Annotated in this window: 16 protein-coding genes and 1 other RNA gene; 6 read left to right on the top strand and 11 right to left on the bottom strand. The window is 72.9% G+C overall.

All coding sequences use genetic code 11. The features are described from left to right. Positions 1-4: 4 nt before the first annotated feature. Positions 5-1,210 carry an ROK family transcriptional regulator gene (locus tag CLV72_RS00695; RefSeq protein WP_106237466.1) on the bottom strand — a complete coding sequence of 402 codons (1,206 nt, stop codon included), beginning with the start codon at positions 1,208-1,210 and terminating at the stop codon, positions 5-7. 230 nt (positions 1,211-1,440) lie between these two features. Here CLV72_RS00695 and CLV72_RS00690 point away from each other — a divergent pair, with 230 nt between their 5' ends. The 3 genes from CLV72_RS00690 (at position 1,441) to CLV72_RS00680 (ending at position 3,657) form a co-directional block, all read left to right on the top strand. Further along, positions 1,441-1,761 (top strand): hypothetical protein, encoded by a 321-nt coding sequence (locus CLV72_RS00690; protein ID WP_106237463.1) that lies wholly within the window; start codon positions 1,441-1,443, stop codon positions 1,759-1,761. A 103-nt stretch (positions 1,762-1,864) separates the two neighbouring features. Beyond that, the gene (locus CLV72_RS00685) at positions 1,865-2,464 is read left to right on the top strand and encodes a TetR/AcrR family transcriptional regulator (RefSeq protein WP_106237459.1); all 600 of its coding nucleotides are present in this window, start codon (positions 1,865-1,867) and stop codon (positions 2,462-2,464) included. After that, positions 2,461-3,657 carry an FAD-dependent oxidoreductase gene (locus CLV72_RS00680; protein ID WP_106237455.1) on the top strand — a complete coding sequence of 399 codons (1,197 nt, stop codon included), beginning with the start codon at positions 2,461-2,463 and terminating at the stop codon, positions 3,655-3,657. The genes CLV72_RS00685 and CLV72_RS00680 overlap by 4 nt, the downstream gene beginning before the upstream one ends. Before the next feature lie 34 nt (positions 3,658-3,691). On the opposite strand, the gene CLV72_RS00675 is transcribed toward CLV72_RS00680, so the two are convergent. The 3 genes from CLV72_RS00675 to CLV72_RS00665 all read right to left on the bottom strand — a co-directional run bounded on the left by CLV72_RS00675 (position 3,692) and on the right by CLV72_RS00665 (position 7,331). Then, complete coding sequence (locus tag CLV72_RS00675; RefSeq protein WP_170140829.1) at positions 3,692-5,632, bottom strand: serine hydrolase domain-containing protein; 1,941 nt, start codon at positions 5,630-5,632, stop codon at positions 3,692-3,694. Positions 5,633-6,249: 617 nt separating this feature from the next. Then, positions 6,250-6,623, bottom strand: a transfer-messenger RNA (tmRNA) gene (gene ssrA, locus CLV72_RS00670). Between the two features lie 129 nt (positions 6,624-6,752). Next, positions 6,753-7,331 carry a PadR family transcriptional regulator gene (locus tag CLV72_RS00665; RefSeq protein ID WP_106237448.1) on the bottom strand — a complete coding sequence of 193 codons (579 nt, stop codon included), beginning with the start codon at positions 7,329-7,331 and terminating at the stop codon, positions 6,753-6,755. 138 nt (positions 7,332-7,469) lie between these two features. On the opposite strand from CLV72_RS00665, the gene CLV72_RS00660 reads away from it, so the two are divergent. Together CLV72_RS00660 and CLV72_RS00655 are read left to right on the top strand one after the other, a co-directional pair. Next, positions 7,470-8,360, top strand: coding sequence for an SDR family NAD(P)-dependent oxidoreductase (locus tag CLV72_RS00660; protein WP_106237445.1), 891 nt, complete (start codon positions 7,470-7,472; stop codon positions 8,358-8,360). Beyond that, on the top strand, positions 8,357-9,265 hold the full coding sequence (locus CLV72_RS00655; protein ID WP_106237441.1) for an SDR family NAD(P)-dependent oxidoreductase: 909 nt from the start codon (positions 8,357-8,359) through the stop codon (positions 9,263-9,265). Before CLV72_RS00660 ends, CLV72_RS00655 begins: the two co-directional genes overlap by 4 nt. On the opposite strand, the gene CLV72_RS00650 is transcribed toward CLV72_RS00655, so the two are convergent. Next, positions 9,262-10,170 carry an SDR family NAD(P)-dependent oxidoreductase gene (locus CLV72_RS00650; protein WP_211302644.1) on the bottom strand — a complete coding sequence of 303 codons (909 nt, stop codon included), beginning with the start codon at positions 10,168-10,170 and terminating at the stop codon, positions 9,262-9,264. The two genes, CLV72_RS00655 and CLV72_RS00650, sit on opposite strands and share 4 nt — an antisense overlap. A gap of 108 nt (positions 10,171-10,278) precedes the next feature. Here CLV72_RS00650 and CLV72_RS00645 point away from each other — a divergent pair, with 108 nt between their 5' ends. Next, a complete protein-coding gene (locus tag CLV72_RS00645) occupies positions 10,279-10,875 on the top strand; it encodes a TetR family transcriptional regulator (RefSeq protein ID WP_211302643.1) in 597 nt (198 codons plus the stop codon). 60 nt (positions 10,876-10,935) lie between these two features. Here CLV72_RS00645 and CLV72_RS00640 read toward each other — a convergent pair whose 3' ends face one another. The 6 genes from CLV72_RS00640 to CLV72_RS00615 all read right to left on the bottom strand — a co-directional run bounded on the left by CLV72_RS00640 (position 10,936) and on the right by CLV72_RS00615 (position 17,699). Further along, a complete protein-coding gene (locus CLV72_RS00640) occupies positions 10,936-12,861 on the bottom strand; it encodes a penicillin-binding transpeptidase domain-containing protein (RefSeq protein ID WP_170140828.1) in 1,926 nt (641 codons plus the stop codon). A 25-nt stretch (positions 12,862-12,886) separates the two neighbouring features. Continuing rightward, the gene (gene smpB, locus CLV72_RS00635) at positions 12,887-13,360 is read right to left on the bottom strand and encodes an SsrA-binding protein SmpB (protein WP_106237430.1); all 474 of its coding nucleotides are present in this window, start codon (positions 13,358-13,360) and stop codon (positions 12,887-12,889) included. 155 nt (positions 13,361-13,515) lie between these two features. Next, complete coding sequence (gene ftsX, locus CLV72_RS00630; protein WP_106237427.1) at positions 13,516-14,424, bottom strand: permease-like cell division protein FtsX; 909 nt, start codon at positions 14,422-14,424, stop codon at positions 13,516-13,518. Positions 14,425-14,504: 80 nt separating this feature from the next. Next, complete coding sequence (gene ftsE / locus CLV72_RS00625; RefSeq protein ID WP_106240935.1) at positions 14,505-15,194, bottom strand: cell division ATP-binding protein FtsE; 690 nt, start codon at positions 15,192-15,194, stop codon at positions 14,505-14,507. A gap of 478 nt (positions 15,195-15,672) precedes the next feature. Continuing rightward, on the bottom strand, positions 15,673-16,791 hold the full coding sequence (gene prfB / locus CLV72_RS00620; protein ID WP_106237424.1) for a peptide chain release factor 2: 1,119 nt from the start codon (positions 16,789-16,791) through the stop codon (positions 15,673-15,675). Between the two features lie 56 nt (positions 16,792-16,847). Further along, the gene (locus tag CLV72_RS00615; RefSeq protein ID WP_106237421.1) at positions 16,848-17,699 is read right to left on the bottom strand and encodes a tetratricopeptide repeat protein; all 852 of its coding nucleotides are present in this window, start codon (positions 17,697-17,699) and stop codon (positions 16,848-16,850) included. Positions 17,700-17,763: the final 64 nt, after the last annotated feature.

Here is a 17,763-nt window from a genome sequence, read left to right as displayed (position 1 = left end):
GGCGCTACCTGAGCAGGGCCTGGTTCACGTACTCGGGCGCCAGGTAGTGGTCGATGGCGAGGTGCCCCGCGCCGACCACACCGGCGTCCTCGCCGCTGCGGCTCGGCAGCACCTCCAGATCGTGGGTGGCCAGCGGCAGCGAGCGGCGGTAGATCACCTCGCGGATGCCGGCCAGCAGCTGCTCGTGCACCCGCGCCATCACCCCGCCCACCACGATGGTCTCGGGATTGAAGAAGTTCACCAGCCCGGCCAGCACCTCGCCGATCAGCCGGCCGGCGTCGCGGACCAGCCGCAGCGCCTCCACATTGCCCGCGGCGACCAGGTCGACCACGGCGCGGCCGTTCTCGGCCGGGTAGCCGAGCTGGGTGACGCGCTGCGCCAGCGCGCCGCCGCCGGCGACCGCCTCCAGGCAGGCGGTGTTGCCGCAGCGGCAGGCCGCCTCCTCGTGGCCGCTGACCCGGATGTGCCCGATGTCGCCCGCGCTGCCCTGCGCGCCGCGGTGCAGCCGGCCGTCGACGATGATGCCGCAGCCGATGCCGGTGCCGATCTTGACGAAGAGCAGGTATTGGGCGTCGGGGTAGCACAGCCGCTGCTCGCCGAGGGCGAGCACGTTCACGTCGTTGTCGACCAGCACCCGCACGTCGTACCTGCGGGTGAAGAAGTCGGGGATGGCGTACTCGTTCCAGCCCGGCATGATCGGCGGGTTGATCAGCCGTCCGCTGGCGAACTCCACCGGCCCGGGCACGCCGATGCCGATGGTGCGCAGGGTCTCCACCGGCCGGCCGGTGGACTCCAGCAGGTCGTGCAGGGCCCTGTCGACATGGCCGAGCACGACGTCGGGGCCGTCGGAGATCAGGATGGGGTCCTCGCGGACCGCGAGGACGGCGCCGCCGATGTCCATCAGCGCCAGCCGGCAGTGGGTGGCGCCGAGGTCGACGCCGAGCACGACGTTGTCGTCGGTGCTGAGCCGCAGCAGCTTGGGCGGGCGGCCGCCGGTGGATTCGCCGTCGTCGGTCTCCACGGCCAGGCCGTGCGCGATCAGGGCGTCCACCCGCTGGGATATAGTCGACCGCGCCAGCCCGGTGAGCCGGGCGAGGTCAGTGCGCGAGGTGGCGGCGCCGCGGCGGATCAGCTGCAGAACGTCGCCCGGCGAGCCGCTCTCGACCCTGTTGGCGCTCAGTCCGTTCGGACTCCCCGATGGCGACGGCATACGTTCACGCTAATCGCACTTATAACCCGCGTCAACGTGACTTGCGCCAGTGAACGAACGAAGTGATTCCACTTTCGTCGGCAAGGATCAGCCCTCGATCCGGTCCCGCTGCGGCGCGTCGCCGCCGCTCTCCGTCACAAAGACGGACACTGAGGGTGACGGAGTGGCGACGGCCAGCAATGATACTGCGCGCCGCCGTCCCGGATCCGAGCATTCGGAGGAGTAGTCCGATGACCGTTCCCCGGCACGCCAGGCCCGCACCCTTCCCGCCCGGCCAGGTCACTTCCACCGCCCGACGCCACCTCGCCGACCTGGCGACGGCCATGACGCCCTACGGGCTGTGGGCCCGGGTGATCGACGACGCGCAGCCGTTCCTGCGGGTGAGCAACCCGGCGTCGAAGTACGCCGAGGAGGACGTGGTGTGCGTGCGGCGCAGCCACGGCTACAGCTTCGCCACCACCTTCGACCTCGACCTCGGCCCGACCCACGACATCGACAGCGCCGCCTGGCGGCTGGCCTGGCTGCTGGGCGCCGAGGGCACCCAGCGCTGAGCCCGGCACCGGGCGGTCCCGCGCCGGCCGCTTGACTCCTTGGGCGTTCGTCCAATAGCTTCGTATTGGACGAACGCCCAAGACGAGTGGGGAGGCGGGGCGGATGGCGGCGCAGGCGCCCGAACGGGGCGGCGAGGTGCGGCGGCGGCTGCTGGAGGCGGCCGCCCTGCTGATCGGCGAACGCGGCTGGACCGCGGTGAGCACCCGGGTGCTGGCCGAGCGGGCCGGGGTCGCGCCCGGCCTGGTGCACTACCACTTCCACTCGCTGCCCGCGCTGCTGCGCGAGGCCGCGATCACCGCGATGCGCGGCGTGCTGGCGGAGGCGGCGCCGCCGCGGCCCGGCCCCGGCGGCGCTCCCGACGTCCTGGACGCCTTCCTGTCCGTCCTCGACCGCTACAGCGGCGACGACCCGGGCTCGCTGCTGTTCATCGAGGCCTACCTGGCCGCCACCCGCGACGGCGAACTGCGCGCCGAACTCGCCGGGCTGCTCGCCCAGGTCCGCGACGCGCTGGCCGCCCGGCTGGCCGAGGCCGGGCAGGCCGAGCCGGAGACGACCGCCTCCGTGCTCGCCGCCGCCCTGGACGGCCTGTTCCTGCACCGCGCGCTCAACCCGGAACTGACGGCCGCCGCCGTGGGCCCGGTGCTGCGCCGGCTGATCACCACCGACGGCGGCGCCGAAGCGCCGGAAGGAGAACCGGCATGAGGACCCTCATCTGCGGGGCGGGCATCGCCGGCCTCGCCCTGGCGCTGCGCCTGGCCGACCTGGGCGCGGAGGTCACCGTCGTCGAGCGGGCGCCCGGCCCGCGCGCCCAGGGCTACATGATCGACTTCTTCGGCCCCGGCTACGACGCCGCCGAGGCGATGGGCGTGCTGCCCCGGATCAAAGAGCTGGGCTACGCCATCAAGGAGATGGCCTACCTGGACGAGTCCGGGCGCCGCCGGGCCGGCCTGGACTTCGCCCGCTTCGCCCGGATGGCCGAGGGCCGGCTGGTCAGCGTGATGCGCCCCGACCTGGAACGGGCGCTGCGCGAGGGTGTCGAGGGCCGGGTCGACCTGCGCTTCGGCCGCACCATCACCCATATCGACAACCGCCCCGACGGCGTGCGCGCCACCCTGTCCGACGGCACCGTCTTCGATGCCGAACTGCTGGTGGGCGCCGACGGGATCCACTCCTCGGTGCGGCGCGCCGTGTTCGGCCCCGAGGAGCGCTTCCTGCGCTACCTCGGCTTCCACACCGCCGCCTTCGCCTTCACCGACCCCGAGATCCACCGCGAGGTGCGCGACCGCTTCGTGCTCACCGACACCACCGAGCGTGAGATGGGCCTGTACGGCCTGCGCGACGGCCGCACCGCCGTCTTCACCGTGCACCGCGCCGCCGATCCGGCCCTGCCCGCGGATCCCCGGCAGGCGCTGCGCACCGAGTACGCCCCGCTCGGCTGGCTGGCGCCCCGGGTGCTGGCGCACTGCCCCGACCCGTCCCAGGTCTACTACGACCAGGTCGCCCAGATCGAGATGCCCGAGTGGAGCCGCGACCGGGTGGTGCTGCTCGGCGACGCCTGCCAGGCCGTCTCGCTGCTGGCCGGCCAGGGCGCCTCCCTGGCGGTGGCCGCCGCCTACGTGCTCGCCCACGAGCTGGCGGCCGGCGGCACCGTGGCCGACGCGCTCGCCCGCTACCAGGACCGCTGGCACCGCGAGGCGACGGAGAAGCAGCAGCTGGCCCGCCAGGGCGCGGAGTGGTTCCTGCCCGCCTCGCGCACCCGCCTGCGCCTGCGCCGCCTCGCCCTGAACCTGGCCCGCCTCCCCGGTCTGGAACGCCACTTCGCCGCCGGCCTGGTCGGCAAGCCGAGCACCGCGATCCAGCACCTGACCTCGTCACCCGAACCCCTCGGCCGCTGAGGTCCGCCCCGCAGGCGGGGCCACGCACGGCCGGCTACGGCAGGGCGGGCACGTGGTAGGCGAAGGCCCACACGAGGTAGGCGGCGCAGGCCAGCACCGCAACGGTGTGGTGGATCCGTCCGGCCCGGGTCCACCACGCGTTCCGCCAGGCGAGGACGGTCGCCGCCGCGGCGCCGACCGTGGCGGGCACGGCTGCCGGCGGCAGGATCCCGATAGCCGTCAGCAGCGGGGACGTGCCCAGGAAGAACGCCGCCTGGGTCCCCTCGAAGTCGGCGAACATCGCCACCACCGACGCCGCGGACGCCAGGCACAGCACCGCCGCGGCCCAGCCGGGGACCGAGGCGAGCCAGGGCCCGCGGTGCGGCCGGTTCCGCAGCCGGCGGACGGCGCGGGCGAGGGGCCAGCCCGGCACAGCCGCCGCCAGCACCGCCAGACCGGCACCGACCACGCCCAGGTGCAGGTGGGGGTGCTCGTACCAGGCCAGCCGGTGCAAGGGCTGCACGGGATTGCCGGTGGCCAGCGACCCGTCGGCGCCGAAGCGGATCGTCTGGTGGCCGTTCTCCTCGCGGAACAGGCCCGGGGCGACCGGGTGCCACCGCCGCGGCTGCGACGGCCCCCATCCGACCGCCCCGGTGGTGCGCAGCGTCCCGTCCGGCGCGGCCGTGACCGCGACGGTGTTCGTCAGGCCCGCGAGCCGGCCGAGGTCCACGGTGTCGCCGATCTGCGCCGCGAGGTATGTGCCCGCGTACTCCTCCGCCTCGGACGGCGTTGCGGTGCGCGGGCCCGCTCCGGGCGCCGCCCCGGCCGGGGCGAAGCGGTCGGCGAAGGCGTCGACCAGGTCCCAGGCGGAGTCCGCCGCGCCGCCCTCGCCGCCGTTGTACGACGCGTAGATGCCGATGCGCCGCTCGGGGATCAGCGCGAGCACCGCGAAGGACCCGGGTATCGAGCCGCGGTGGACGAGGAGCCGCTGACCGCCTCGGGTGTACTCCTGGAATCCGTACCCCATGCCGGGTGTGCCGGACGCGTTCGCGAACTGCCGGCTCAGCATCTGCTCGACGCTGTCCGGACGCAGGATCCCCCCGCCCCCGTCCAGCATCGCCCCCATGAACCGGGCCATGTCGGCGGCGGTCGTGCGAAACCCCGCCCCGTGCGGCGGCATGTGCCCGTAGCGGGCGCCTTCGGCGGGGACGTGGCGCCCGTCGACGAGCCGGTGCCCGACGGCCTCGCCCTCGTGGACGCGGCTCGGCGTCGGCTGGGTGAAGGTCGTCCGGTCCATGCCGAGCGGCCGCAGGATGTTGTCGTCCACGTACCGGTCGAATGGCAGCCCGGACCGCCGCTCCACCAGGTATCCGGCCAGCGCCATCCCGAAGTTGGAGTACACCGCCCGCTCCCCGGGCGGCCGCACCCGCTCGGGCAGCTCCTCGGCGAGGTGGACCCCGAGCGGCCGCACGTCGCCCGGATCGGCCGCCGCCGTGCCCGAGTCCCGCACCGCGAAACCGGCCGTGTGCGTCAGCAGATGCGCCACCGTCACCGGCCGCCCCGGAAAGTCGTCCTCGACCTCGAAGTCGAGATAGGCGTTCACATCGGTGTCCAGCTCGATCGCCCCGTCCTCCACGAGCTGCATGACCGCCGCCGCCGTGAGAACCTTCGCCACCGACGCCGCCGCGAATGCCGTCTCCTCCGCGTCCACCAACCGCCCGCTCGCCACCTCCGCCAGGCCGTACTCCGTCGCGAGAACCCGCTCACCCCCCGCCACAACGGACACGGCCGCACCGGGAATCCGATACCGCTCCAGCTGCGCAGGCACGAACCCCTCAACGAACTCCGCCGCCGCCCGCGCCGACAACTCGTCGCCCACCGCCCCCGTCGACACCTCCCCAGCAGCCGGCCCCGGCACCGCGAACACACCCAGCACCGCCACCGCCACCGCCCCACCAAGCAAGCGCCCCCAGGTCAGCAGCCCAGCCGCCCCCACCGCCCCACCCCGAGCAGAAGCCGAAGCACCGGCGCCATGGCCGTATCTCGCGAAGTAACCGATCACCCCGCCATGCTCTCCACCGCCCCACCCCCACCTCACGCCACCAGGCACCCCTCCACCAGTGGAGCTAACCCCCCACCCGAAGCGGGGGCGCAGCCCAAGAAGGCAAGGAGCAGAGTTCCAAGGGGGCAAGACCCCCAAGGGGGGCCAGGGGCCAAGGCCCCCAAGGGGGGCGAGGGGGCGAAGCCCCCAGCAGGGGGCAAGGGGGCGGCAGCCCCCAACCCCGGCACGGACCCGCACCGCGCCACACACGCACATCCGCACACCGCCGAGGCCGAAGCTCAACGCCCCCACGCGGGGGCCAGGGGCGCAGCCCCACAGCCGTGAACGACGGTCGGCCACCCACCGGCTTCCCATCCACCCCACATCGTCGAGGTGAGTCCTCAACGCACAAAAACCCCACATCGTCGAGGTCGGTCCTCAACGAAGTGGGGTTCGGGGGTCCAGGGGGCAGAGCCCCCTGGCGTGGGGGCCCGGGGGCCGTGCCCCCGGAAAGAATCGCCGAAACGACCCTGCGAAGTCGCCCGCAAGGGCGACGAGCAAGGTCGTCCCAGTCGTGGAGGTGGCGGGAATCGAACCCGCGTCCTTCAGTACATCAACAGGGCTTCTCCGGGTGCAGCCTGTTAGGCGTTCTACTCGGCCCCAGCGCTCACACAGGCAAGTCGCTGACGGGCCCAGCCACGGTCAATGTCCCGATCGGCCCCCGTGGCCGCTGTCGATCGGTGAGTCCCCTGAACGATGCCGGACTCTGGGGCGGGAACGTCCCCAGGCCGACAGAGTTCTACTCTGCCTCAGGCGGCGAGAGCGAACTCAGTGCGCTGAGAATTGGCACTTATTGTTTTGCGGTCGCAGTGTTAACGAGGTTACGTCCGCGGTCCTCGACCCGCTTCCCCTGCATCAACTACCGAAGTCGAAGCCAGTCACCCCCCTGTGGATTTGTCAACGCGCGGGGCCCGTTGCGTGGTGGCACGTGCGGGGCGCCTGCGCGGTGTTCATGTGGCGTCGGCGTACCGGCCACCTTCGAACACTATCGAGTCAACGGTCGGGACGCCAGCGGTTATTCCGGCGGCGGCGGGTCGGCGGGGTGGCGGTCGCCTTCGGCGCGGGGGGCGGTGAGGGGGGTGGCGGTCTGGGCCCATTCGGCCCAGTCGGCGAGGGCGCCGAAGAGGCGGACGGCGGCTTCGACGGTGATGCGCATGGCGTGGGTGCGGGGAGAGTCTCCGTAGTCGCCGCGGTCTTTGGCGGCGGCGAGTTCGCGGTATTTGTCGGCTTGTTCGCGGTAGTAGCGGGCTTCGCGGCCGAGGTGGCCGGTGAGGTCGCCGGGTGTCATGTGCTGGAAGAAGAAGGCGCGGACGAGCGGTTCGAAGCGCATGGTGTGGTCGGTGTCGGTCTGGGCGAGCCAGCGGCGGAGTTCGGCGGTGCCGGTGTCGGTGACGCGGTAGACCTTGCGGCGGCGAGGGCCTTCGTGGTCGACCTCGATGAGGCCGTCGGCGGTGAGGCGGGAGAGTTCGCCGTAGATCTGGGGGTGGCCGGCGGGCCAGACGGGGCCGAAGATCTCGGCGCAGCGGTTGGTGAGGTCCCAGCCGCTGGCGGGTTCGTCGGTGATGAGGCCGAGCAGCGCGTGCCGCAGTGACATGGGTCGCCTCCTCGCCGGTTCTCGCTGACCAGTATCGCGGGTGCCCTGTGGTGGGCGGTCCGTCGGGCTTGACAGCGTGAGTCCTGCTGGATTTACATGTCTATCAGAACATGTCTAACTGAACATGTAGGAGAGATCATGTCTGACTCCACCGGCTCCGTGCTGGTGACCGGCGCGGCCGGCGGCATCGGCGCCGCCACCGTCGCCGCGCTGGCCGGCCGCGGCTACCGCGTGTTCGCGGGCGTCCGCTCGGCCGACCAGGCGGCCGCCTTCGACGGAGCGGCCCGGGTGCACCCCGTCGTGCTCGACGTCACCGAGCCCGACAGCGTGCGGACCGCGCTCGGGCAGGTCGCCGAGCGCGCCTCCGGCCTGAGCGCCCTGGTCAACAACGCGGGCGTGATCGTGCAGGGTCCGCTCGAACTGCTCTCGGCGGCCGAGCTGCACCGGCAGTTCGCGGTGAACGTCTTCGGCGCCGTGGCGGTGGCGCAGGCCTCACTGGACCTGCTGCGGGTCGGCACCGGCGGGCGGCCCGGGCGGCTGGTGAACATCAGCGCCCCGACGGCGAAGCTGGCCGTCCCCTACCTGGGCCCGATCTCGGCCAGCAAGGCGGCGCTGGAGGCGCTGAACGACGCGCTGCGGGTGGAGCTTGCGCCGTGGGGCGTCCCGGTGACCGCGGTCCGGCCCGGCGCCTCCGACACCGGCATCTTCGGCAAGGCCGACGCCGCGTCCCGGCGGGACCGGGCCCGGCTGCCCGCCGACCGGCAGGGGCTGTACGCGAGCGCGATCGCGGCCATCGAGAAGGCCACGGCGAACCAGTCCTACACGCCGGCCCGCGAGATCGCCGCCGTGGTGGTCCGGGCGGTGACCGACCGGCGGCCGCGGCCGTACTACTCCGCCGGGCGGGGCGTCGGCCTGCTGCTGGCGCTGAGCGGGCTGCCCGCACGGCTGCGCGACCGGCTGATCAAGCAGTCCTTCGGCCTGAACGGCGTCACCGCCCCCGCGGCCGACCCCGCCGGAAGCCGGCCGTGAGCCCCGCCCCGGCGCCCCGCGGGCGCCTGACGGTGCTGCTGACCGGCGCCACCAGCGGGGTCGGCCGGGAGGCGGCCCGGCGGCTGGCCGCCGCCGGCCACCGGGTGCTCGGGGTCGGCCGCGACCCCGACCGCGCCGCCGCGCTCACCGCCGAACTGCGGGCCACCGCCACCCGCTCGGAGCTGCTGGCCGCCGACCTTTCCGCCCGCGCGGGCTGGGACGCCGTGGCGGCCTGGGCGGCCGAGCGCACCGACCGGCTGGACGCCCTGGTGCACAATGCCGGCGTGATGACCCGCACCCGGCAGGAGACGCCCGACGGCAACGAGCTGAACCTGGCCGTGCACCACCTGGCCCCGTTCGCGCTGACCGGGCGGCTGTGGCCGCTGCTCGGCAAGGGCGCGGTGCCCGACGGCCCGCCCGCCGCGCCGGGCGGGCCGGCTCGGGCGCTGCCCCGGGTGGTCTGCGTCAACAGCGAGGGCCACCGCAGCAGCATGGGCGGGCACACCGGCATCCGGGTCGACTTCGACGACCTCCAGTCCCGCCGCGGCTTCGACCCCTTCCTCACCTACAGCCGCACCAAGCTCGCCAACCTGTACTTCGCCTACGAGCTGGCCCGGCGGCACGGCGACGAGGCGGCCGTGGCCGCGCTGCACCCGGGGGTGGTCCGCACCGACCTCGGCAGGCAGTTCCCCAAGGTGCAGGTGATGGCGGTCCAGCTGATGGCGATCAGCCCTCGCCGCTCGGCCACGTCGGTCACCGCGCTCGCGGTGGAGCCGCTGGACCGCAACGGCGGCTACTACGACCGCGACCGCCCGGCGCGCTCCTCGGGCCCGTCCTACGACGAGGCCGCGGCCCGGCGGATGTGGGCGGCCACCGAGGAGCTGTGCGGCCCCTTCGGCGGCTAGGCACCCGCCGCGGCACCGGGACCGGACTCCACCGGGGCGAGTTCGGCGCACAGGCGCCAGACCTCCGCGCGGACGCGCGGATCGGCGGTGCCGCGCGGCCAGCGGACGCGTCGGCGGCGCTGGTCGAAGTAGCCGCCGGTCACCGCGGCCACCCCGTCGTCGCAGGCCAGGTACACACTGGAGTCGGAGGCGCGCACCAGCGCCGCGCCGCCGTAGAGCACCGGCATAAGCCGGCGCAGCAGCGGCACCGCGGGTCTGACCGGCGCCGGGTAGGCGGCGGCGGTCAGACCCCGGTTCATCTCCGTGTAGGCGTGGCCGGGGTAGGCGACGTTCACGGTCACGCCCTCCGGCGCCAGCCGCTCGGCCAGCACGCGCGACATCGCCATCAGCGCCAGCTTGGTCTGGTTGTAGTGGGACAGCGCCGTGTAGCGCCGCTCCCCCTGGAGCCGGTCGAGCGCGATCCGACCGATCGGCACGCCTCCGGCCAGGTTGACCACCCTCCCGGCGCCGCTCGCCCGCAGCGCGGGCAGCAGCGCGCGGGTCAGCGTGAACGGCGCGAGCACATTGGCGGCGAAGGTGGCCTCGACGCCGTCCTCGGTCAGCTCCCGGAGCTCCCGCACGGCTCCGGCATTGTTGACCAGCACGTGCAGCCTGCCGTCGCAGCGGTCGGCCGCCCGCTCGGCCAGCTCCAGCAGGTCGGTGCGACGGGTGACGTCCGCGGTGAGCGCCTCGGCCGGCGCCCCGGTCCCGCGGCGCAGTTCCCGCGCTGCCTCGGCGGCGCGGCCCGGGTCGCGTCCGACGAGCAGTACGCGCGCCCCCATCTCGGCCAGCCGCCGCGCGGTCTGCCGGCCGATGCCGCCTGTAGACCCGGTGACCAGCACATTCCTGCCCCGCATATCTCCCATGTCCGCTCCCGTGGTCATGTCACGCCACCGCCGTCCGGTGGCATCGACTGCCATACTGGCACTGAGTGACATATACGGCAATAGATGCCAGGTCGTACACTCGGCGACATGACGGATGAGGGGACCGCCCGGGGCGGACTGCGCGACCGCACCCGGCGCACCATGCGGGCGGAACTCGCCGCGCTGGCGGTACGGCTGTTCACGGAGAAGGGCTACGACGCCACGACCGTCGACGACATCGCACGGGAGGCCGGCGTCTCCAAGCGGAGCTTCTTCCGCTACTTCGCCACCAAGGAGGACGCCGTCTTCAGCGCGGTCGAAACGCTGAGCGAGCGGGTCGCCGACGACATCCGCGCCTGCCCGGCCGGCGACGGCCCGTGGGAGTGCCTGCGCCGGGTGCTGGGCCGCTGGGAGCGGGAGATCGACGCCTCGCAGCGGCGCCTGTCCGATCTGCGGCTGATCGAGGCCACCCCGGCGCTGCGGGCCGCCTTCGCACGCAAGCGCGAGGAATGGCGCGACCAGGCCGCACAGGCCCTGCGCGCACGCCCCGGCACCGAACTCGACCCGTTCACCGCCGACCTGCTGACCGCGGCCGCGGCCTCGGCCCTGGACGCGGCCTCACGCGAATGGCTCCGCTCCGGCGGCACCGCCGACCGGGGCGCCCTGCTGGACCGCGCCTTCAGCGTGCTGCGCCCGGGCGTCTGAGCGTCCCCGCGCTCCCCGCCGCCCGGACCGGACCGCTTCTGCGCGGCCGGGCACCCGCCGCTACTGCTCGCCGTCCACGCTGGACGGGAGCGCGGCCAGGAACTGCGCGGCGGCGGTGACGGCGAACTGCTGGGCGCCTACGGTCGGCACGGTCTGCACCGCGATCGCGAAGGCGATATCGCCCCGGTAGCCGACGAACCACTGCACCTGGCGGGTCTCGCCGTCGATCTCCTGGGTGGCCAGGCCGGTCTGCGCGTACACCGGGTCGTCGCCGACGTTGGCCTCCTGGGCCAGGCCGTCGGTGACGGTGGCGCGCATCAGCTCGCGCAGCGGCTCCAGCCGGGCCGCCTCGTGCGGGCGGGCCGGGGGCCGCTCCTCCTGCACCGGCGAGGTGACCAGGCGGGGCGGCCACCAGGTGCCGTCGGAGACCGCGCCGGCCGCCAGCGCCATCGCGATCGGGCTGACGGTGACGTCCTGGCCGACGGAGGCGGCCGCCAGGTCGGCATTGCTGCGCAGCTCGGGGAAGGCGCCCGGGTAGGCGTCCACCGGCAGCGACCAGTCGATGCCGATGCCGAAGCGGGCGGCGGTGTCGGCCAGGACCTGCCCCTCCAGCGAGCGCGACAGCGAGGCGAAGGCGGTGGTGCAGGAGTTGGCGAAGTCCTGCTCGAAGGTGGGGGTCTGGCTGGTCATCTCGAAGACCGGGTAGCCGGCCAGGCCGGTGGAGAGGTTGGCGAAGGTGCGGCCGTCGACCGTGCTGGTCTCCTCGCAGGCCACCTCGGCGCCCGGCTCCACCACGCCCCCCTCCAGCAGCGCGGAGGTGGAGATCATCGTGAAGGCGTCGCCGGCGAAGAACTCGCCGGTCAGCGCCGCGTCGTTGCGGTAGCCGCCCGGCTGCTCGGCGACGGCGAGCACATCGCCGGTGCCGGCCTGCACGGCCACCAGGTGCGAGTCGGTCGGGATGTTGGCCAGCGCCGTCTCGGCGGCGGCCAGCACCTCGGAGTCCAGGGTGGTGTGCACGGGGGTGCTGGCCCGCCCGGCCCACTCCGCCAGCACCTCGGCGACATTGCCCTCGGGGTCCAGGGTGACCACCCGGGTGGTCGCCGTGCCGGCCAGCTCGACCTGGAAGGCCTCCTGCAGCCCGGAGACGCCGACGGTGTCGCCCGGCTGGTAGCGGTCGCCGACCTCGGCCTCGTCCTGGCGGGACGGGGTGCCGCTGACCGCGCCGATCAGCGCGCCCGCGTGCGCGGGCACCAGCGGCATCTCGATGTCGCGCTCCTCCACGCCGGGGATGCCGGTGACGGCGCTGCGCAGCTCGCCGGTGAAGTCGTTGCGGCGGAAGACGACCAGCGGCACGAAGTCGTTGGGCGGCGCGGAGGTGACCCGGTTCAGCAGCCGGTCGGCGTCGTGGTCGGTCGCCTCGGCCAGCTGGGTGACGCTCGCGGTGACGTCCTCCAGTTCACCGGGCAGCACGCCCAGGGCGACCACGGAGGCGTTGTCGACCAGCGGCTCGCCGTCGCGGTCGAGCACCTGGGCGCGCTCGGGGATCTCGTGCGAGACGGCCAGCCGCTCCCCGTCGCCCAACTGGGGGTGGATGACGCCGGGCTGCCAGACCACCCGCCACACGCCCTCGATCCGGTTGAGGGTCAGCTGCCCCTCGTACTCCCAGACGGGGTCGCTGATGCCGAGGTCGACCTCGGCGCGGTAGGCCGCCGACGCCGTCTCGTCGGCGACGGAGATGGGGCCCAGCCCGAAGCGGATCGCGGCGATGTCGAGGTGGCCGTGGTGGGCGCGCAGCGCCCCGGCGACCTCCTCGGCGGGGGCGCCGGTGGTGTAGGCGGCCGCGGACTCGTAGTCGCCCGCCTGCCAGTCGAGCAGGAAATTGCGTACCGAGATCTCCGGACTCGCCTGCGCGGCGCAGGCGGTGCCCGCGGCGGCGATCACCAGGCCCGCCAGCGCGGCGCCGATCCGACGGACGCGGGACCTCATTGCGCGGTGCACCGCTGGCCTCCTGTCAGCGCCGCCGCCGCTGGGCGCGCTCGATCTCCCGAGCCGCCTCCCGCGTGGCGATGTCGTGCCTCTTGTCATAGCTGCGCTTGCCCCGGACCAGCGCGATCTCGACCTTGGCCTTGCCCTCTTTGAAGTACAGCCGCAGCGGCACCAGGGTACGCCCGGGCTCGCGCGTCTTGGCGATCAGCCGCTCGATCTCCTTGCGGTGCAGCAGCAGCTTGCGCGAGCGGCGCGGGGCGTGGTTGGTCCAGGTGCCCATCACGTAGACCGGGATGTGCACGTTCTGCAGCCAGACCTCGCCGTCCTTGATGGTGGCGAAGCCGTCGACGAGGGACGCGCGGCCCTCGCGCAGCGACTTGACCTCGGTACCGGTCAGCACCATGCCGGCCTCGTACACGTCGTCGATGTGGTAGTCGTGCCGCGCGCGCCGGTTCTGCGCGATCACCTTGTTCTCCTGGTCGCCCTGCTCCCGTGCCACCGCTTACTTCCCGTCCCGACTGCGGCCGACGGTCCTCGGCCCACGTACACCGCCGGGCGAGCCGATCGGCCCACCCGGCGGCGATGCACTGCGTTCCGGGCGATGCCGCCCGGTACTCCCCCGGAATCCTAGATCGTGTCCGGCGGCCCCCGTACCTAGACGCGGAGGTAGCGGCGGAGCGAGATGAACGACGCCAGCGAGCACAGCAGCACGCCGAGCACGATGGAGAGCAGGATGACGTAGATCAGTTCGCTGATCGGAAGCGTCGTGGCGAACTGGAAGTAGTCCTGCATCCCGTCCAGCAGCAGGAACTTGGCGGCCACGATGAATATCGAGCCGACGATCCCGCCGATCAGGCCGGCGATGGCGCCCTCCAGCAGGAACGGCAGCTGGATGTAGAAGTTCGACGCGCCGACCAGCCGCATGATGCCCGTCTCCCGGCGCCTGCTGTAGGCCGACAGCCGGATGGTGTTGCCGATCAGCAGCGCCGCCGCCACGATCTGCACCAGCGCGACGATGAAGGCCGCGTTCTGCAGGCCGCTCAGCAGGTCGAAGAAGCGGTTGAGGATCTGCCGCTCGTCATAGACGTTGTCGACGCCCGGCGCCCCCTCGAAGGCGCTGGCCACCTGGTTGAAGTCCTGCGGGTTGTGCAGGGCGACCCGGAAGGACTCCGGCAGGTCCTCGGGGTCGGCGGCGTCGACCAGGGCGGGGTTGGACTCGAAGCGCTCGCTGAAATGCTGCCACGCCTCCTCCGCCGACTCGTAGGTGACGCTCTCCACCTGGGGCATCGCCTCCAGGTCGGTCTGGATCTGGGCGCGCTGCTCCTCGGTGGGCGGGCCGTTCTCCTGGCACTGCGGGTTGGCCGACACCTCGTTGCAGAGGTAGATCGTGACCTGGATCCGGCCTTCCCAGAAGCCGCGCATCTGATCGACCTGGCGGTTGATCAACAGACCACTGCCGAACAGTGCCAGCGAGATCGCCACCGTGACGATGACCGCGATCGTCATCGTCAGATTCCGGCGGAGGCCGATCCAGATTTCCGAAAGTACGAACTGTGCTCGCATTGTTGCCTCAGGGTCCGTCCTCGTCAGGCCGCGCGGCCCGACACATCAGCGCCCGAACAGGGCTGGTCACGGGGAACGACTCAGTACGCCTGTCCGTAGACGCCGCGCGACTGGTCCCGGACGACCTTGCCCTCTTCGAGCTCCACGACGCGCTTGCGCATCGAGTCGACGATGGCGGCGTCGTGGGTCGCCATGACGACGGTCGTTCCGGTGCGGTTGATCCGGTCGAGCACCTTCATGATGCCGATGGAGGTGGCCGGGTCGATGTTCCCGGTGGGCTCGTCGGCCAGCAGGATCATCGGCCGGTTCACGAACGCGCGCGCGATCGCGACCCGCTGCTGCTCGCCGCCGGACAGCTCGTCGGGCATCCGGTCGGCCTTGCCCTCCAGCCCGACCAGCTCCACGACCTCGGGCACCACCTTGCGGATGAACCGCCGGGGCTTGCCGATGACCTCCAACGCGAACGCGACGTTCTCGAAGACGTCCTTGTTGGGGAGCAGCCTGAAGTCCTGGAAGACGCAGCCGATACGGCGGCGCAGGTGCGGGACCTTCCAGTTGGACAGCCTGGCCAGGTCCTTGCCGGCGACATGGATCCGGCCGTCGTTGGGCCGCTCCTCCTTGAGGACCAGCCGCAGGAATGTCGACTTACCCGAGCCCGAGGGGCCGACGAGGAAAAGGAACTCTCCCTTTTCGACCTGGATGGAGACGTCCTCAAGAGCGGGACGCTTCTGGGTCGGGTAGCGCTTGGTGACGTTATCGAAGTTGATCACGGGCGCATGCTCTCGCAGGTTGTGGTGCCGGGTGTCGCTTCCGACCACCGCAGGATTCCGGCCGAACCGGCCAGCTGACAGTGTAGAGGGGAACGTGCCGCGGAATGTCCCGCATCGCATAATGCGTGGGAGCTGGGACCGCTATGACCGGGCAGGGGCGTCCGGTCACCGGGCGGGCGGACGCGCCGCCCGGTCGCGCGGTGCCTGGGACGACCGCTGGTCGCGGTGCGGGCCGCGTCGCCGGTGTCACCCGGCTCGGGGCCCCGCGGCTCCGCTGACGATCGCTCCCACCTCGCTCCCGTGGTGTTCCGGCTGACGAATACGAACAGATGCTATAACAGTTAAATAACACGCGAGACCATGACGAACCGGATGAGTCTCACACTCCCGGGGGTCTCTGTGCCGCGCATCACTGTACTGCCTCGCGCCGCCCGCGCCAGGGCGGTCGGCCCGCGACGGCGCCGGAGCCCCGGCGCCCTCAGTTCTCGCCGCCGCGCTCGCGGCTGCGCATCCACCGGATCTCCGCCTCGATGAACGCGTCGATCTCGCCGTCCAGGACCGCGCCGGTGTTGCCGGTCTCGGCGCCGGTGCGCACGTCCTTGACGCTCTGGTAGGGCTGGAGCACGTAGTTGCGCATCTGGGTGCCCCAGCTGCTCACCGCCTCGCCGCGCAGCTCGGCCATCTCGGCCGCCTCCTCCTGCCGCTTGCGCTCCAGCAGCCGCGCCTGCAGCACCCCCATGGCGGTGGCGCGGTTCTGCAGCTGCGAGCGCTCGTTCTGGCAGGACACCACGATGCCCGAGGGCAGGTGGGTGATGCGCACCGCGGAGTCGGTGGTGTTCACGCCCTGGCCGCCGGGGCCGCTGGAACGGTAGACGTCGATCTTGAGGTCGCTCTCGTCGATCTCGATGTGGTCGCTCTGCTCCACCACCGGCACCACGTCGACCCCGGCGAAGGAGGTCTGGCGGCGGTTCTGGTTGTCGAAGGGCGAGATGCGCACCAGGCGGTGGGTGCCGTGCTCGCCGCGCAGGGTGCCGTAGGCGTAGGGCGCCTTGACCGCGAAGGTGGTGGACTTGATGCCCGCCTCCTCCGCGTAGGAGGTCTCGTAGACCTCGGTGGCGTAGCCGTGCCGCTCGGCCCAGCGCAGGTACATGCGCTGCAGCATCTGGGCCCAGTCGGCGGCGTCGACCCCGCCCGCCTGGGCGTTGATGGTGACGACCGCCTCCCGCTCGTCGTACTGGCCGCTCAGCAGGGTGCGGACCTCCAGCTGGCTGATCTCCTTGCGCAGCGCGGCCAGCTCGCGCCGGGCCTCCTCGACCGTGTCGGCGTCGTCCTCCTCCTCGGCCAGCTGGAACAGCACGCCGAGGTCGTCGATCCGGGAGCGCAGCCCGCCCACCCGGTTGATCTCGCTCTCGACGGTGGACAGCTTGCGGGTGACGGCCTGGGCCCGCTCCTGGTCCTCCCAGAGCGCCGGGTCGGCAGCCTCTTCGCGGAGCCGGTCGAGCTCGGAGCGCTTGGTGTCCAGATCGAGCACGGACTCGATGCTCGACAGCGTCGACGCGAGTTCCTTGATCTCCTCAACGGGCTCCATGTCTGCCATATCGGCAGTCTAGAGGCTGTCCGGCGGCGCGGCCGCCGTGTCGGCGCCCGCGGGCCTCACAGGCCGGCCGCGGCGCAGGCGGCCCTGACCCGCCGCTCCAGCTCCGCCACCTGCCCGGCCGTCTCCGGCGGGACGCGCAGGCCCCGCAGCCGCGAGAGCGCCAGCGCCGCGTCGGCGGCCCGGCCCAGCCGCAGGTCCGCCTCGATCGCGTGGATCAGCGGCACCGGGCCGTGCACACCGCGCCAGCGGCGCAGCACCACGTCGGCCAGCTCGGCGAGCAGCCCGGCGCCCAGCAGCGCCTCCGCCACCCCCGACAGCGGCCCCGGATGGTTCGGGGCCAGCTCGCAGGCCGCCTCGAAGCAGGCGAAGGCGTCTTCGCGGTCGCCGCGGTCCAGCAGCACCGTGCCGATCATCAGATGCGCCCGCCAGCTGCGCGCCTTGTACCGCTCCAGCCAGTCCAGCGCCGCCTGGGCGCCGCCGTGGCGCAGGTAGTGGCGGTAGCCCCAGTGCAGGGTCTCCCAGTGGTCGGGGTCGTACTTCAGCGCGTTGCCCAGCGCGGTGCCGACGTCGTTCTCGCTGCCGCGCCAGGCGGCGAGCGGCGCGAGGCTGAACCAGATCCCCGCCGAGCCGCCGTGGGCGCGGATGTGGTCCAGCAGCACCCGCTCGGCGCCCTGGTGGTCGGCGCAGGTGCGCTTGACCAGGGCGAGCACCGCCGCGCTGCGGGCCGGTTCGGGGTCGATCTCGGTCAGCCGCCGCGCGGCCTCGCGCACCTCGGTGGCCCGGCCCTCGTCCAGCGCGGCGACGATGAGGTCGTGCAGGCGGTCGGGCTCGTCCCAGGCGGCCCGCAGCCACTCCGCCAGCTCTTCGCGCGTCAGCGCGGCGGCTGACCGATTCGCCCGGCGACTCACCGTTGAAACCTGCTCCACTGGCATCGTAAGGACGAGGAGGTTAGTACCGTACTCCCCGGTTTCG

Source organism: Allonocardiopsis opalescens, from assembly GCF_003002095.1.
GTDB classification, from domain to species: Bacteria; Actinomycetota; Actinomycetes; order Streptosporangiales; family Streptosporangiaceae; genus Allonocardiopsis; species Allonocardiopsis opalescens.
The sequence above is the reverse complement of the archived record's forward strand: the minus strand, read 5'-3'. Positions and strand labels throughout refer to the sequence as shown.